13 protein-coding genes and 1 pseudogene are annotated in these 13,410 nt (G+C 72.3%); 1 reads left to right on the forward strand and 13 read right to left on the reverse strand.

Features of this window, described 5'->3' with window-relative positions:
• Positions 1–198: 198 nt before the first annotated feature.
• The 13 genes and pseudogenes from IOD14_RS10850 to zapE form a co-directional block, all read right to left on the reverse strand.
• Entirely contained in the window at positions 199–1,503 is a 1,305-nt protein-coding gene (locus IOD14_RS10850; protein ID WP_212670138.1) for a DUF692 domain-containing protein, read from the reverse strand.
• A gap of 233 nt (positions 1,504–1,736) precedes the next feature.
• Positions 1,737–1,868, reverse strand: a pseudogene (locus IOD14_RS44225) (TetR/AcrR family transcriptional regulator); the annotation flags it as partial.
• Positions 1,865–2,581 carry an aminoacyl-tRNA hydrolase gene (locus tag IOD14_RS10855; RefSeq protein WP_123992193.1) on the reverse strand — a complete coding sequence of 239 codons (717 nt, stop codon included), beginning with the start codon at positions 2,579–2,581 and terminating at the stop codon, positions 1,865–1,867. The pseudogene IOD14_RS44225 and the gene IOD14_RS10855, both read right to left, overlap by 4 nt.
• 16 nt (positions 2,582–2,597) lie before the next feature.
• Positions 2,598–2,777 (reverse strand): hypothetical protein, encoded by a 180-nt coding sequence (locus IOD14_RS10860; RefSeq protein ID WP_123992194.1) that lies wholly within the window; start codon positions 2,775–2,777, stop codon positions 2,598–2,600.
• Between the two features lie 9 nt (positions 2,778–2,786).
• On the reverse strand, positions 2,787–3,635 hold the full coding sequence (locus IOD14_RS10865; RefSeq protein ID WP_212670139.1) for a polysaccharide deacetylase family protein: 849 nt from the start codon (positions 3,633–3,635) through the stop codon (positions 2,787–2,789).
• 60 nt (positions 3,636–3,695) lie between these two features.
• Entirely contained in the window at positions 3,696–5,213 is a 1,518-nt protein-coding gene (locus IOD14_RS10870) for an FAD-dependent oxidoreductase (protein ID WP_212670140.1), read from the reverse strand.
• A 21-nt stretch (positions 5,214–5,234) separates the two neighbouring features.
• Entirely contained in the window at positions 5,235–6,131 is an 897-nt protein-coding gene (locus tag IOD14_RS10875; protein WP_212670141.1) for a PPK2 family polyphosphate kinase, read from the reverse strand.
• A gap of 79 nt (positions 6,132–6,210) precedes the next feature.
• Positions 6,211–7,578, reverse strand: a complete 1,368-nt coding sequence (locus IOD14_RS10880) for a PhoX family protein (protein WP_123992198.1) — start codon at positions 7,576–7,578, stop codon at positions 6,211–6,213.
• A gap of 101 nt (positions 7,579–7,679) precedes the next feature.
• On the reverse strand, positions 7,680–8,456 hold the full coding sequence (locus IOD14_RS10885) for a slipin family protein (RefSeq protein ID WP_123992199.1): 777 nt from the start codon (positions 8,454–8,456) through the stop codon (positions 7,680–7,682).
• Positions 8,457–8,556: 100 nt separating this feature from the next.
• The gene (locus IOD14_RS10890; RefSeq protein ID WP_123992200.1) at positions 8,557–10,038 is read right to left on the reverse strand and encodes a SulP family inorganic anion transporter; all 1,482 of its coding nucleotides are present in this window, start codon (positions 10,036–10,038) and stop codon (positions 8,557–8,559) included.
• Between the two features lie 5 nt (positions 10,039–10,043).
• Positions 10,044–10,622, reverse strand: coding sequence for a carbonic anhydrase (locus IOD14_RS10895; RefSeq protein ID WP_123992201.1), 579 nt, complete (start codon positions 10,620–10,622; stop codon positions 10,044–10,046).
• 112 nt (positions 10,623–10,734) lie between these two features.
• A complete protein-coding gene (locus IOD14_RS10900) occupies positions 10,735–11,130 on the reverse strand; it encodes a hypothetical protein (RefSeq protein WP_123992202.1) in 396 nt (131 codons plus the stop codon).
• Positions 11,131–11,315: 185 nt separating this feature from the next.
• On the reverse strand, positions 11,316–12,383 hold the full coding sequence (gene zapE / locus IOD14_RS10905; RefSeq protein WP_212673248.1) for a cell division protein ZapE: 1,068 nt from the start codon (positions 12,381–12,383) through the stop codon (positions 11,316–11,318).
• 73 nt (positions 12,384–12,456) lie between these two features.
• On the opposite strand from zapE, the gene IOD14_RS10910 reads away from it, so the two are divergent.
• Positions 12,457–13,254: a pyrimidine reductase family protein gene (locus IOD14_RS10910; RefSeq protein ID WP_123992203.1), complete on the forward strand. Its 798-nt coding sequence runs from the start codon at positions 12,457–12,459 to the stop codon at positions 13,252–13,254.
• Positions 13,255–13,410 lie beyond the last annotated feature (156 nt).

Below are 13,410 nucleotides of genomic sequence, written 5' to 3' on the forward strand. Positions count from 1 at the left end.
GGTGCGGGACTGACATATTACTGCCGGGTCCGCGCGGTCCTTCGACGGCTGTGGGGAAGGCGGGGGCGACTCCGCCCCCGAGCTTCGGAGCCCTGCGCCCCCGCGAACTCCTGAGCCCCCGCGAACTCCGGAGCCCCCAGCCCCCGCGAACTCCGGAGCCCCCGCCCCCGACATCCGAAGCCCTCGGCCCCCGACCCGTCAGTGCCTGAGCAGTACCCTCCGTGTCGCCCGGGCCAGCCGCACCCCGGGCCTCCGGGACCTCGGTGCCGGGCCCGAGCGTTCCAGCCACCACTCCCGGAGCTCCCGCCGTGCCCTCGCGTCCCCCAACTCCCCGCCCAGCAGGAGCTGCTCGGCGAAGCTCAGCGCGTCCCGCCGGTACCCGTCCGTCATCGGCGCCCCCTGCGCGTAGGCCAGGAACGCCGGCCGGTAGCCCGCCCCGAGGATCACCGGCAACTCGGGCGCGACCTTCGCCACCACGTCCGCCCGCTTCCCGGCCAGGGCCCGCGCCTGCACCCCCAGCCGCACCCGGTCGAACCCCTCCGGCACCGGCGTCCCCGCCACGAGCGCGGACAGCAGCGCGGTCTGGGCGAGGGCGAGCCGCTGACGGGCGGCGTCGGCCGGGACCCCGGAGTCCTCCGCGGCGGGGGCCGCGCGCCACGCACCGTCGGCCCGCTCCCCGCACCCCTTCTCCACCGCCTCCCGGATCGCCGCCAGCTCCCCCTCCAGCACGGCCGGCTCGGGGAAGTTCTCGTCCCGCTCCAGCAGCACCCCCGGTGGCGAGACCCGGGACGCGAGGTCGGCGAGGATGTCGAGGACCGGCCGCGGAACCGGGTGGGCGTGGCTGTCGTGCCACACCCCGTCCCGCTCGAACCCGCCCGCGACATGGACGTACGCGATGGCCTCCAGGGGCAGCTCGGCGAGCGCCTCGGCCGGGTCCTCGCCGCGGTTGACGTGGTTGGTGTGCAGGTTGGCCACGTCGATCAGCAGCCGCACGCCCGTCCGGTCGGCCAGGTCGTACAGGAACTGCCCCTCGGTCATCTCCTCGCCCGGCCACGAGAGCAGTGCGGCGATGTTCTCCACGGCGAGCGGCACCGGCAGCGCTTCCTGCGCGACGCGGATGTTCTCGCACAGCACGTCGAGGGCGTCCCGGGTGCGCGGTACGGGCAGCAGATGTCCGGCCTCCAGCCGCGGGGAGGCGGTCAGCGGGCCGCCCGCGCGGACGAAGGCGATGTGCTCGGTGACCAGCGGCGAGCCCAGCGCCTCGGCCCGCTCGGCGAGCGCTTGGAGCCGCCCCGCGTCGGGCCGGTCCGCGCCCCCCAGGCCGAGCGAGACGCCGTGCGGCACCACGGTCACCCCGCGCTCGCGCAGCCGCCGCAGCGACTCGGGCAGATGCCCGGGACAGACGTTCTCGGCCACGACCTCGACCCAGTCGATGCCCGGCATGCCCTCCACGGCGTCCGCGATCTCCGGCCGCCACCCGATACCCGTTCCCAGTCGCTCCATGGTCCGTCCCCTCCTCGGCCTCTCCCGCGTGCCCTCCGGTCGTCGTCCGCCCGGCGTGACGGAGGTATGGCCCCGGGGCCCGGGCCCGAACCGCGCCCGGGGAACCTTCAGAGCAACATTTGAGGTTCGGACCCGGGGCGCCGGACGCCGGTGCCGGACCACGCCCGTGGGTCCCGGTCCAGCAGCCGCAGCCTGTTTGGACCCAGCAGGGCGAACAGCCCCGCTCCTGCTCAGCTCCAGCTCCCCGCCGGCCGTCCCACGGACAAGGCCTCGAGACCCTCGACGGAGGCGATGTCGACCGCCCGTCGCAGTACCGTCCGCCGGGTGCGGTTGCCGCGTTCCACGCGGCCGTCGAGCCGGGTCATCGCAGCGCCGGATGGTCCGCGACGACCGTGCAGGAGCCGGGCGCGATCTCGGTGAAACCGGCGTCACGGACCAACGGCAGTCCGGCGGTGGTGAGTTCGGGCCAGCGGCCGGGATCGGCGGTGCGCACGGCGAGCGGGAACCCGGCGTCCCGCCAGACGGCCCGCTCCTCGTCCGACAGTTCCCACCAGGCCAGTTGAGCGCCGTGACCGGTCTGGGCCATCGCCTTGCCGGCCGACATGTCGAGATCCGGGTTGAGCCAGAGCACGGGGACGGTCGTATCGGCCTCGGCGGGCGGTTCCGGGTCCTCGAGGTCGGTGCCGGAGACCTGGAGCCTGGCCAGGTCCTTCGGCCACCCGTCGAGCGGCACCGGCGGGAACACCCGCACCTCGGCCGACTTCCCCGTCACGGTGATCCCGGGCAGCGCCTCGGCCCGCCGCCACTCGGCGCCCCGGGCCCGCCGCACGACCTTCCGGATCCGGGCGTCCTGCCAGTCCCTCATGACCTCGGCCCACTCCCCGTCGCCGACGGAACGCTCGTCGGCCAGCATGACGAGAACGGCGCGGGCGGCGGTCTCCAGGGCGTCGGTACGCGCGGGCGGAGCGGCCTTCTCGATACGGACGACCAGGGGCAGCACGAACTGGGGTGCCTGGTCGCGTGCGGTCGGCTCGGGGCGGAAGGGGCTGTCGGTCGAGGGCGTCACGTCGTGGCTCACCCGGACAACCCTAAGGTCACCCCGAACAAGCCGTCCGCTGTGCCTCCTGCCACTCGCACACCGGGCACAGGGTGATCCCCTTGTACGACTCCGGATACTCCGTCGGCCGCCTGCACAGCACGCACTCCGCGTACGGCGGCCCGTCGGCGACCGGAGGCTTCGGCACCTTGCCGATCGTGCAGTAGTCCTCGCTCATGCCTCCAGCCTAGGACCCGATCAGGGCGGACACCTTCACGAACCGGTACCCGCGCTCGCGCAGCTCCGGCACCACCGTCCGCACCACCCGCTCCGTCGTCGGCGCGGCACTGCGCGTGCAGTGCATCACCACGACCGACCCCGGCCGCACCCCCTCCAGCACCTGCCGGGACACCGCCTCCGCGTCCGTCGCGAACGCGTCCCCGCTCACCACGTCCCACTGGACGGCGGTCACACCGACCGGGGTCAGCGCCTTCAGTGCCCGCCGGTCGTAGCACCCACCGGGAAAGCGGAAGTACGGCCGCGCGTCCGGTACGCCCGCCTTCCGGAACGCCGCGTACGCCCGCTCCACATCCGCCCGAATCCGGTCGCCGGAGACGGTCGGCAGTCCGTAGCAGTCGTCGGTGAAGGCGTGGTGGCTGTAGGAGTGGTTGGCGACCTCGAAGAGCGGGTCCCGCCCGATGGAGCGGGCCTGCTCGGGATACTCCTCGGCCCACCGCCCGGTCATGAACACGGTGGCCGGCACCTTCAGCGCGCGCAGAGCGGCGATCAGTCCCGGGTTGTCGAAGTGCTCGCCGGCCGCCGCCCGGGGCCCCTGGTCCGCGGTCATGTCGGCGTCGAAGGTGAGCGCGATCGTCCTGCCGTGCGCACGGGATCCGTTCCTGAAGACCGGCGTCAGTCCTCCGGGGCCGGGGGCCAGCGTGGGTGGCGCCGAAGCCGCCGCGGTCGGGGAGGTCCGGGAGGTCGCGGTGGGGGCCGGGTGGGCCGCCCGGGCGGACTGGTGGGGAGCGGCGGCGCAGGCCGTGAGGGCGGCGCCGAGGACACAGGCGGCGGTGACGCGTCGTACCAGAGTGATCACCGTATGAAAGTAGGGCGAACCGCCTCATTTGCCTCTCACCCCGGCCGTGCCGTCACCCGCTCAGATGTCCCGCCTCTCCAGCGGCTTGGTCGCCGGGCCCTGGATCACCTTGCCGTTGGTGTCGAAGCGGGAGCCGTGGCAGGGGCACTCCCAGGCGTCCTCGGCCCCGTTGAAGGACACCAGACAGCCCATGTGCGTGCAGCGCGGGGAGACGGCGTGCAGGGCGCCCTCGTCGTCGCGGTAGACCGCGACACGGTCGCCGTTCACGCGGACCACCGCGCCCTCCCCGGGCGGAAGAGCCTCCAGCGGCGGGGAGGGGCGCAGCCGGTCGCCGACGAAGTGACGGGCGACCTGCGCCTGGTGCTTGAGGAAGGACGGGGCCTCGCGGACCGTCGAGCGCAGGCGGCGCGGGTCGTACAGCTCGCTCCACGCGCACTCCTCGCCGGTGATCTGGGCCGTGAGCAGGCTGCCCGCCATGACACCGCCGCTCATGCCCCAGCCGCCGAAGCCGGTGGCGACATAGGTGTGCCGGGCTCCCGGGTGCAGCGGGCCGACGAGCGGCACGGTGTCGGTGGGGTCGTTGTCCTGGGTGGCCCAGGCGTGGGTGAGCTCGACGTCGGGGAAGTGCCGGGCGGCCCAGGCGGACAGGTCGTCGAACCGGGCCCGGGTGTCGCCGGTGCCGGGCGTGAAGTGCTCCCCGGTGACGATGAGCAGGCGCCGATCGGCGTCCCAGGGGGCGGTGCGGACCGAGCGGGTGCCCTCGTCGGGCGTGATGTACATGCCGTCCGGATCCCGCTCCCGTTCGATCGTCCCGGCGACGACCAGCTCGCGGCGCGGGGAGAGCCGGGTGAACAGCAGGGCCCGGTCGAAGATCGGGTAGTGCGTGGCGACCACGACGTCCCGGGCCGTCACCCTGACCCCGGTGTCCGTCGTCAGACGGCACGGTTCGCCCTCGTCGAGGCCGACCACGACGGTGTCCTCGTGGACGGCCGCCCCGGAGGCGATCAGGTCCTCGGTCAGGGCCAGCAGGTACTTGCGCGGATGGAACTGCGCCTGCCCGGTCACCCGCACCGCGCCCGCCACCGGGAACGGCAGCCCGGTCTCCGTCACGAACGACGCGGCCAGCCCCGCCTCCCGGGCCGCCTCGGCCTCGGCCCGCAGCTCCTCCGCCCGGCCCTCGTCACGGACGTAGGTGTAGGCGCTGCGCTGCTCCCAGTCGCAGTCGACGCCCAGCTCTTCCGCGATCCCGGCGGCCCGCTCGATCGCCTCGCTCTGCGAGCGCGCGTACAGCCGGGCGCCCTCGGGGCCGCGGGTGCGGCGCAGCTTGTCGTAGATCAGGGTGTGCAGGGCGGTCAGCTTGGCGGTGGTGTGCCCGGTGACGCCGGCGGCCACCCGCCCGGCCTCCAGGACCGCCACCCGCCGCCCGGCCCGCGTCAGTTCCCACGCCGTGCTCAGCCCGGCGATGCCGGCGCCGATCACGGCCACGTCGACATCGAGGTCCTCGGTCAGCGGTGGCTGGGGGTTGCCGGGTGCCGTGTCCAGCCAGTACGAGCCCTTGACGTGCCGGTTCTCGGTCATGCGCCCCGAGTACCCCGGGATTCACTGTTGGAGCAGCCGCCTGCGGGCCTCCTCCACGTCGAAGTCGGCCGGCGGATACCGCGGGTCCAGCTCGGTCAGGTGTTCCAGCAGGAGCCGGCTGACCGCCCAGTTCCGGTACCACTTGCGGTCGGCGGGGACCAGGTACCACGGGGCGTGCGGGGGCGAGCAGCGCTCGAGGGCGAGCTCGTACGCGTGCTGGTAGGCGGGCCACAGGGCGCGGTCGTCGATGTCCGAGGCGTGGAACTTCCAGTGCTTGTCCGGGCGGTCGAGGCGCTTGAGCAGACGGTCGCGCTGTTCGTCGTAGGAGATGTGCAGGAAGCACTTGACGAGGGTGACGCCGTCGTCGGCGAGGGTCTTCTCGAAGCGGTTGATCTCGTCGTAGCGGCGCTCGATCTCGGCGGCCGGGACGAGCGCGCGGACGCGGGCGACGAGGACGTCCTCGTACTGGGAGCGGTCGAAGATGCCCAGCTCACCGGCGTGCGGCAGAGCCCTTTCGATGCGCCACAGGAAGGGGTGCGCCCGTTCCTTCGGGGTGGGTGCCTTGAAGGCCCGGATCCGGCAGCCCGACGGGTTGAACAGGCCGATGACGTGCTTGACCGTGCCGCCCTTGCCGCTGGTGTCCATGCCCTGGAGCACCAGCAGCACCCGCCGCCGGTCGCCCGCCGTGCTCGCCGCCCACAGGCGTTCCTGCAGGTCGGCGAGCGGTGTGGCCAGGTCGGTCATCGCGGCAAGGCCCGCCTGCTTGTGACGGGGACCGGCCGGGACCGCCCGGGTGCCGTGGGCGGCCAGGTCCACCGGCTTGCCGCCGGGCACGCGCAGCAGCTCGCGCAGCGCGAGGCCGTCACCGGTCTTCGCGTTCTTCTTCGCCGTGCGGGTCTTCGAGCCCTTCGTGGACATGGGCGCCCCTTCCGGTCCGGGTCCGGCCCCTCGATCCTGCGTCGAGAGGCCGGGAGGCGCCAGCCGTCGCGGAGGACGGCTACCTGCGCCAGGGACCCGTGACCGCGAAGGTCGTCCCGGGCGTGTAGCAGTTGACGTACATCGTCTGCCCGTCGGGGGAGAAGGTGACGCCGGCGAACTCGCCCCACTCCGGGGCCTCCGGGGTGCCGATGTTCTGCCGCCCGCGGGCCATCGCGTAGACCTCGCCGTGCCTCGTGACGCCGAAGACGTGCTGGGCGCCGTTGCCGTCCTCGCACACCATCAGGCCGCCGCTGGGGGCCAGGCAGATGTTGTCCGGGGACTCGCCGGGCAGCTGCACGTCGGTGTCGGGACCGAAGACGATCACCAGGGTCAGCCGGCGCGCCGAGGGGTCGTAGCGCCAGATCTGCCCGAAGTGGTCGGCGGCCGAACCGTCGGCGCTGTGCGCGAACGACGACACGAAGTAGACGGACTTCCCGCCCCAGTAGCAGCCCTCCAGCTTCTGGGCGTGGGTGATGCCCTTCGGGCCGAAGTCCTGGAGCCGGATCGGGGTTTGAGCGGCGAGCGGGTCCGGTACGTCGACCCACTCGATGCCCTCGAAGCAGGCCCCGGTCTCCTGGATCACGGACAGGTCCGGCACGCCGGGCACCCGCATCGCCTGGAGCCTGCCGCCCGCGCGCAGCGAACCGAGGCCGCCCTCGGGTTTGTTGGGCAGGAAGCGGTAGAAGAGGCCGAAGGGCTTGAGGAAGGCGTCCTCGGTCTCGTAGACGATGCCGCGTTTCGGGTCGATCGCGATCGCCTCGTGCTGGAAGCGGCCCATCGCGGTCAGCGGTACGGCCCCGGAGCGGTGCGGGTCGACCGGGTCGACCTCGAAGATGAAGCCGTGGTCCTTGGTGTAGCCGTTGGTGCCGGCCTTGTCCTCGGTCTCCTCGCAGGTCAGCCAGGTGCCCCAAGGGGTCGGCCCGCCCGCGCAGTTGACCGCGGTACCGGCGATGGCGACCCGCTCCGACAGCACGTCGTTGCGGGAGTCCAGGGTGAGGGCCGTACAGCCGCCCTTGCCTGCCGGGTCGTAGGTCAGGCCCTTGACCGTCGGGACCGCGATGGCGGCGGTGGGCCGGTTCTCGTGGTTGCGGACGAGGTGGACCCGGCCGTGTCTGCCGGGCAGCGCGGTCATGCCGTCGTGGTTGGAGGGGACCTTGCCCTCGCCGGAGCGGAGCTGGTCGCCCTCGCGGGAGAGGACCTTGTAGCGGAAGCCCTTCGGCAGGTCCAGCAGGCCCTTCGGGTCGGGGACGAGGGGGCCGTAGCCGGTGTGGCCGAGGGACTGGGCGGCGGCGGTGCCGGCGAAGAGTTCGGAGAGGGCACCGGTGAAGGCGATGCCGACCCCGAGGGCCCCTGAGCGGGCGAGGACTTGACGTCGTGTAGCAGACATGGCGGTGCGACCTTCCTGCTGGCGGACAGGAACTGTGACGCCGCTGTGTCTATCACCTGGGTCGGCCCGCGGGAACCACGCGCGTAGCGTGTCCCCGTCCGTCACTGCCCGGTCGGGTGCTCCTGCGCGCGCTCCAGGAAGCGCAACAGCTCCACCGGGAACGGCAGGACCAGCGTCGAGTTCTTCTCGGCGGCCACCGCGACGACCGTCTGGAGCAGTCGGAGCTGGAGCGCGGCGGGCTGCTCGGACATCTCCTTGGCGGCTTCGGCGAGCTTCTTGGAGGCCTGGAGTTCGGCGTCGGCGTTGATGATCCGGGCCCGCCGCTCACGGTCGGCCTCGGCCTGACGGGCCATCGAGCGCTTCATCGCGTCCGGCAGCGACACGTCCTTGATCTCGACGCGGTCCACCTGCACGCCCCAGCCGACGGCCGGGCTGTCGATCATCAGCTCCAGGCCCTCGTTGAGCTTTTCGCGGTTGGAGAGCAGGTCGTCCAGCTCGCTCTTGCCGATGATCGAGCGCAGCGAGGTCTGGGCCATCTGGGAGACGGCGAACTTGTAGTCCTCGACCTTGACGAGGGCGCTCGCCGCGTCGACGACGCGGAAGTAGACGACCGCGTCCACGCGCACGGTCACGTTGTCCCGGGTGATGCCCTCCTGGGCGGGCACCGGCAGCGTGACGATCTGCATGTTCACCTTGTGCAGCCGGTCCACGAACGGCACGATCACCGTGAACCCGGGTTCGCGCACCTCGCCCGCGAGGCGCCCGAGACGGAAGACGACCCCGCGCTCGTACTGCTTGACGACCCGGGCCGCCGCCGCGAGGTAGACGAGCCCCGCGGCACCGGCCGCCACGGCCGCCGTCAACAGTTCCTGGAGCATTCCGACCTCCTCGTCCAGAGGTCTGTATGTCTGCTCCTGCAACGATATGCCCGGCGCCCGGTCCGGGGCCACGCTCGGCCCCGGACCGGGCGGGAGAGCACTAGGCGGCGGTGATCTTCGCCGGCTCCGGCTCCGTGACCCGGACCGGTTCGGTGCCGACCGCGCTGTGCCGCTCGGCCCAGTTCTCCAGGGCCGTACGGCAGGCGTGGTCCAGGTGGTGCAGACCCGAGAGGTCCAGCTCCACGGGCCGGTCCTGCGGCAGCGACTCCAGGCTGTCGAGGATCTTGGGCAGCCTGAGGAAGGTCGCGTTGCCCGACAGGTGGGCCTGGATCGGGCCCGCGCCCTTGTCGACGATCTCCAGCTTGAGGTGCGAGGCCTCCCACGCGGTCTTGACGACCGACAGGGCCAGACCGATCAGCACGCCCTCGAACATGTTCACCGCGACGATCGAGACGGCCGTCACCACCAGGATCAGCGCCTCGCCGCGGTGGCCGCGCCACAGCGACGCGATGCCCCGGAAGGGGATCAGCTTGAAGCCCGCGTGGACGAGGATGCCGGCGAGCGCGGGCAGCGGGATGAGCGCCAGCGTCGAGGGCAGCAGGGCCGCGAACAGCAGGAGCCACACGCCGTGCATGACCCGGGACGCCTTGGTCCTGGCGCCCGCCTGGACGTTGGCGGAGCTGCGCACGATGACCGCGGTCATGGGCAGGGCGCCGAGCGCCCCGCACACCGCGTTGCCCGCGCCCTGGGCCATGAGCTCCTTGTCGTACTCGGTGCGCGGACCGTCGTGCAGCCGGTCCACCGCGGCCGCGCTGAACAGCGATTCGGCGGAGGCGATCAGGGTGAACGCGATGATGGTGCCGAAGATGGCCGGGTTGGCCAGTTCGCCGAAGGCCTCCGAGCCGGGCGGCTGGATGGAGTCCAGCAGGCCGTTCACCTCGACCGTGGCGATCGACAGACCGAAGACCTGGGTGACCACGGTGGCCAGCAGGACCGCGGCGAGCGCGCCCGGCACGGCCTGCGCCTTCTTGGGCAGCTTCTTCCAGAGCACCAGCACGGCGACGGTGCCCGCGCCGACGGCGAGCGAGGTGAGCGCGGTGGTGCTGCCGAGCGCGTCGGCGGCGGCACCGGGCAGTCCGAGGATCTTGTCGATCCCGGTGGTGGGCGCCTTCAGACCGGCCGCCGAGTACAGCTGGCCGGCGATGAGCACGAGGCCGATACCGGCCAGCATGCCCTCGACGACCGAGACGGATATCGCCCGGAACCAGCGCCCCAGCTTCAGAGCGCCCATGGCGAGCTGGATCAGTCCGGCGGCCAGCACGATCACGCCGAGCGCGGGCAGCCCGAACTCCTGCACCGCCTCGAAGACCAGGACGGTCAGACCGGCGGCGGGGCCGGACACCTGCAGGCTGCTGCCCCGCATGAGTCCGGTGACGAGGCCGCCGACTATGCCGGTGACCAGGCCGAGTTCGGCCGGGACGCCGGAGGCGACGGCCACGCCCACGCAGAGCGGGAGCGCGACGAGGAAGACGACCAGGGAGGCGGCGAAGTCCTGCCGCAGGTGAGGGTATTTGGTCATCATGCCGATCACAGACCCTCGAACGCGTCGGTCTCGGTGCGGTGGACGCGCACCGCGCCCGTGTGCACCTCGTAGTACCAGGCGTGCAGGGTCAGTCGGTCCTCGGCGAGCTTCTTGTCGATGAACGGGTAGGACCGCAGGCGCAGCACCTGGGCCAGGACGTGGCTCTGCACGCCCTCGGCGACTTCCGGGTCCTCGACGGTGCCGGCCGGGCGCGGGGTGGCGTTGTTCAGCCAGTCGCGGACGGCGGGGACGGCGTCGAGGTCGTCGCCGCGGACGAGGGCGCCGACGGCGCCGCAGTGCGAGTGTCCGCAGACCACGATGTCGCGGACGCCGAGGACCTCCACGGCGTACTCGATGGTGGCCGCCTCACTGGTGGGGTGCTCCGAGGCGTAGGGGGGAACGATGTTGCCCGCGGTGCGCAGCTCGAAGAGCTCGCCCGGGCGGGCGCCCGTGATCAGGGCCGGGACGACCCTGGAATCCGAGCAGGTGATGAACAGAACCTGGGGGGACTGGCCTTCGGCCAGCTTGGCGAACTCCTCAGGGCGTTGTCCGAAGGTACGGGCGTTGTCGATGAGGGGCTGCATGTGGTGACTCCTCCTGGCGCGCTGTGGGGGGCGCGTCGGGCTTACCTGGCGCGCGAGACGCGCGTCGGCTTACATGACAGTGGTTCAGCTGAGGTGGGGGACTGCTCTGCTGTCAGCAGCGGAAGACCTGAAGTGCCGCCGGAGCATGGGCTGTCGAGGGTCTCGACAGCGGGAAGCCGCCCGGTACGGCCTGCTTCCCGGACACGGCCGCCGACTCCTGGGCCTGCGGGGAGCGCTCGGGCCCCTCGGGGGCGAAGTCGACGGACCGGTGCCGGTCGCGGACGCGCAGGGGACCGGTCGGGTCCCCTGCCGGGTTGCAGTGACGCTTCGTGGCGATTTCGGCACGCGCGGTCTTGCCGGAGAGCTTCAATCCGGCAAGGGCTTTGGCCTCAACTTGACGGCCTGTGTACGCGGATGCGAAGCACTCGGCCGGTGCGAAGAACTGCAGGGCGAGCAGAAGGGCGGCGAGGGCCGCGATCACGGTTCGGACCGTCGCACCTCGGAACATGCCACCCCCCTCTCGCAGTTCGTGCCTCTAGTCCAGACCAACGCTTGGTCAATGGCTGGTCAAGAAACACCTTAGCCCGGCAAAGTTGTTTGCTGGGTTAACTTAACGTTTCCGGCTGAAGAGAGGCTGAAGAGTGCGGGGTCGCTGACGCGAACCTGCCCTTGACGTGCGAGGTTTCGGCGTGATTAGGCGACGAGCCCCTTGGCGTCCCGGGCCAGCGCGGTGAGGCGGGATATCGCGCGGAAGTACTTCTTGCGGTAGCCGCCGTTCAGCATCTCCTCGCTGAACAACCGGTCGAAGGGCAGCCCGGAGGCCAGCACCGGCACCTCGCGGTCGTAGAGCCGGTCCGCGAGCACCACGAGCCGCAGGGCCGTCGACTGGTCCGGCACCGGCTTGACATCGGTGAGGCAGACCGCCTTCAGGCCGTCGGTCAGGGCGCCGTACCGGCTGGGGTGGACCTTGGCGAGGTGTGCCAGCAGGTTCGGGAAGTCGTCGAGCGAGGCGCCCTCGGTGGCGTGCGCCGCCTTGACGACCGCCTCGTCGGCGAACGGCGCCGGTGCCTCGGGCAGCCCGCGGTGGCGGTAGTCCTCGCCGTCGATGCGCAGCGGGCGGAAGTGCGCCGCGAGGCCCTGGATCTCGCGCAGGAAGTCGGCGGACGCGAACCGGCCCTCGCCCAGCTTGCCCGGCAGGGTGTTGGAGGTGGCGGCGAGCGCCACACCCGCGTCGACCAGCTTGCCGAGCAGCGTGGAGACCAGGACGGTGTCGCCCGGGTCGTCCAGCTCGAACTCGTCGATGCACAGCAGGCGGTGGCCGGAGAGCGTCTGGACCGTCTTCTGGAAGCCGAGGGCGCCGACCAGGTTGGTCAGCTCCACGAAGGTGCCGAAGGCCTTGAGGGAGGGCTCGGCCGGGGTGGCGTGCCAGAGGGAGGCCAGCAGGTGGGTCTTGCCGACGCCGTAGCCGCCGTCGAGGTAGACGCCACGCGGGCCGGCGGGGGCCTTGGCTTTGGCGCGGGACCTTCCGAGACCGAGGAAGCCGCGCTTGCCGCCGCCGATCGCGTGCGCGCCGCCGAGGCCCGCCGCGAAGCCCGCGAGGACCCGGACGGCCTCGGTCTGGCTGGGCTGGTTCGGGTCCGGGATGTAGGTGTCGAAACGCACCGAGTCGAACCGCGGGGGCGGCACCATCTCGGCGACCAGCCGGTCCGCGGGGACGTGCGGCTCACGGTCGCACAGGGACAGCGGGGCGGTCTCGGTCATCGAGCCGAACCCGGACGCGGCGGGGGAAGTAGACACGGTTCACCATGCTAAGGGCCGTGCCACACTGCACGACATGCGACGCCTGTTCCCTGTGACCGACGAGACAGCGATCCGGAGCCCGCAAGGGGAGGCCGGCCATGACTGGAGCCTCGACGAGCTGGCCGCCGCCTACGCGTATCCCGAGCTCGGCCCCGGCCCCGGGACCCCCGAGGTGTGGCTGCGCGCGAACATGGTCTCCACGATCGACGGGGCCGCCCAGCACGACGGCCGTTCGCAGCCCATCTCCACCGCGACCGACATGCGGATCTTCGGGACGCTGCGGGCGCTGGCGGACGTGGTGATCGCCGGCGCGGAAACGGTCCGGCAGGAGGGGTACCGGCCCGCACGCGCGCGTGCGGAGTTCGCGGCCGCGCGGGAGGCGGCCGGACAGGGCCCGGCCCCGGCGATCGCGGTGGTCAGCGCGAGCCTGGACCTGGACTTCTCGCTCCCGCTCTACACCTCGCCCCTGGTGCCCACGCTGATCCTCACGGGTGCCGCGGCGGCCCCGGACCGGATCGCCGCGGCCGAGAAGGCGGGCGCCCGGGTGGTGATCGCCGGGGACGGCGTCGGCGTCGACCCCGCGCGGGCCGTACGGGCGCTCGCCGAGCTCGGGCACACCCGGCTGCTCACCGAGGGCGGCCCCCGGCTGCTGGGGCAGCTGGTGGCGGCCGGAGTGCTCGACGAGCTCTGTCTGACCCTGTCCCCGATGCTCACCGCGGGGGACGCGCAGCGGATCGCCGGAGGGCCGTCGGTGGCGGTCCCGGTGCGGTTCGCGCTGGACTCCCTGCTGGAGGAGGACGGATTCCTCTTCAGCAGGTATCGCAGGACGTGACCGCCCGGACGAGGGTTCGAGCGGTACCGCTGAAGCCGACATCGATGGAATCTGCCGTTCCGTTTAGCTTCCGGCGGGCACACTGAATCCGGGCACTACCCGTGCGATCACGGGGCAGGATGGTTTCCGCAGAGCGCAGAGAAGGGACGCCCGGTG

It is taken from the genome of Streptomyces sp. A2-16, assembly GCF_018128905.1.
Lineage (GTDB): Bacteria > Actinomycetota > Actinomycetes > Streptomycetales > Streptomycetaceae > Streptomyces.

Bases quoted from the DNA above. Each gene is read 5' to 3' on its own strand.
- IOD14_RS10850 (WP_212670138.1), bottom strand. From the start codon at position 1,503: ATGGAGCGACTGGGAACGGGTATCGGGTGGCGGCCGGAGATCGCGGAC.
- IOD14_RS10860 (WP_123992194.1), bottom strand. From the start codon at position 2,777: ATGAGCGAGGACTACTGCACGATCGGCAAGGTGCCGAAGCCTCCGGTC.
- IOD14_RS10870 (WP_212670140.1), bottom strand. From the start codon at position 5,213: ATGACCGAGAACCGGCACGTCAAGGGCTCGTACTGGCTGGACACGGCA.
- IOD14_RS10875 (WP_212670141.1), bottom strand. From the start codon at position 6,131: ATGTCCACGAAGGGCTCGAAGACCCGCACGGCGAAGAAGAACGCGAAG.
- IOD14_RS10880 (WP_123992198.1), bottom strand. From the start codon at position 7,578: ATGTCTGCTACACGACGTCAAGTCCTCGCCCGCTCAGGGGCCCTCGGG.
- IOD14_RS10885 (WP_123992199.1), bottom strand. From the start codon at position 8,456: ATGCTCCAGGAACTGTTGACGGCGGCCGTGGCGGCCGGTGCCGCGGGG.
- IOD14_RS10890 (WP_123992200.1), bottom strand. From the start codon at position 10,038: ATGATGACCAAATACCCTCACCTGCGGCAGGACTTCGCCGCCTCCCTG.
- IOD14_RS10895 (WP_123992201.1), bottom strand. From the start codon at position 10,622: ATGCAGCCCCTCATCGACAACGCCCGTACCTTCGGACAACGCCCTGAG.
- IOD14_RS10900 (WP_123992202.1), bottom strand. From the start codon at position 11,130: ATGTTCCGAGGTGCGACGGTCCGAACCGTGATCGCGGCCCTCGCCGCC.
- zapE (WP_212673248.1), bottom strand. From the start codon at position 12,383: ATGACCGAGACCGCCCCGCTGTCCCTGTGCGACCGTGAGCCGCACGTC.
- IOD14_RS10910 (WP_123992203.1), top strand. From the start codon at position 12,457: ATGCGACGCCTGTTCCCTGTGACCGACGAGACAGCGATCCGGAGCCCG.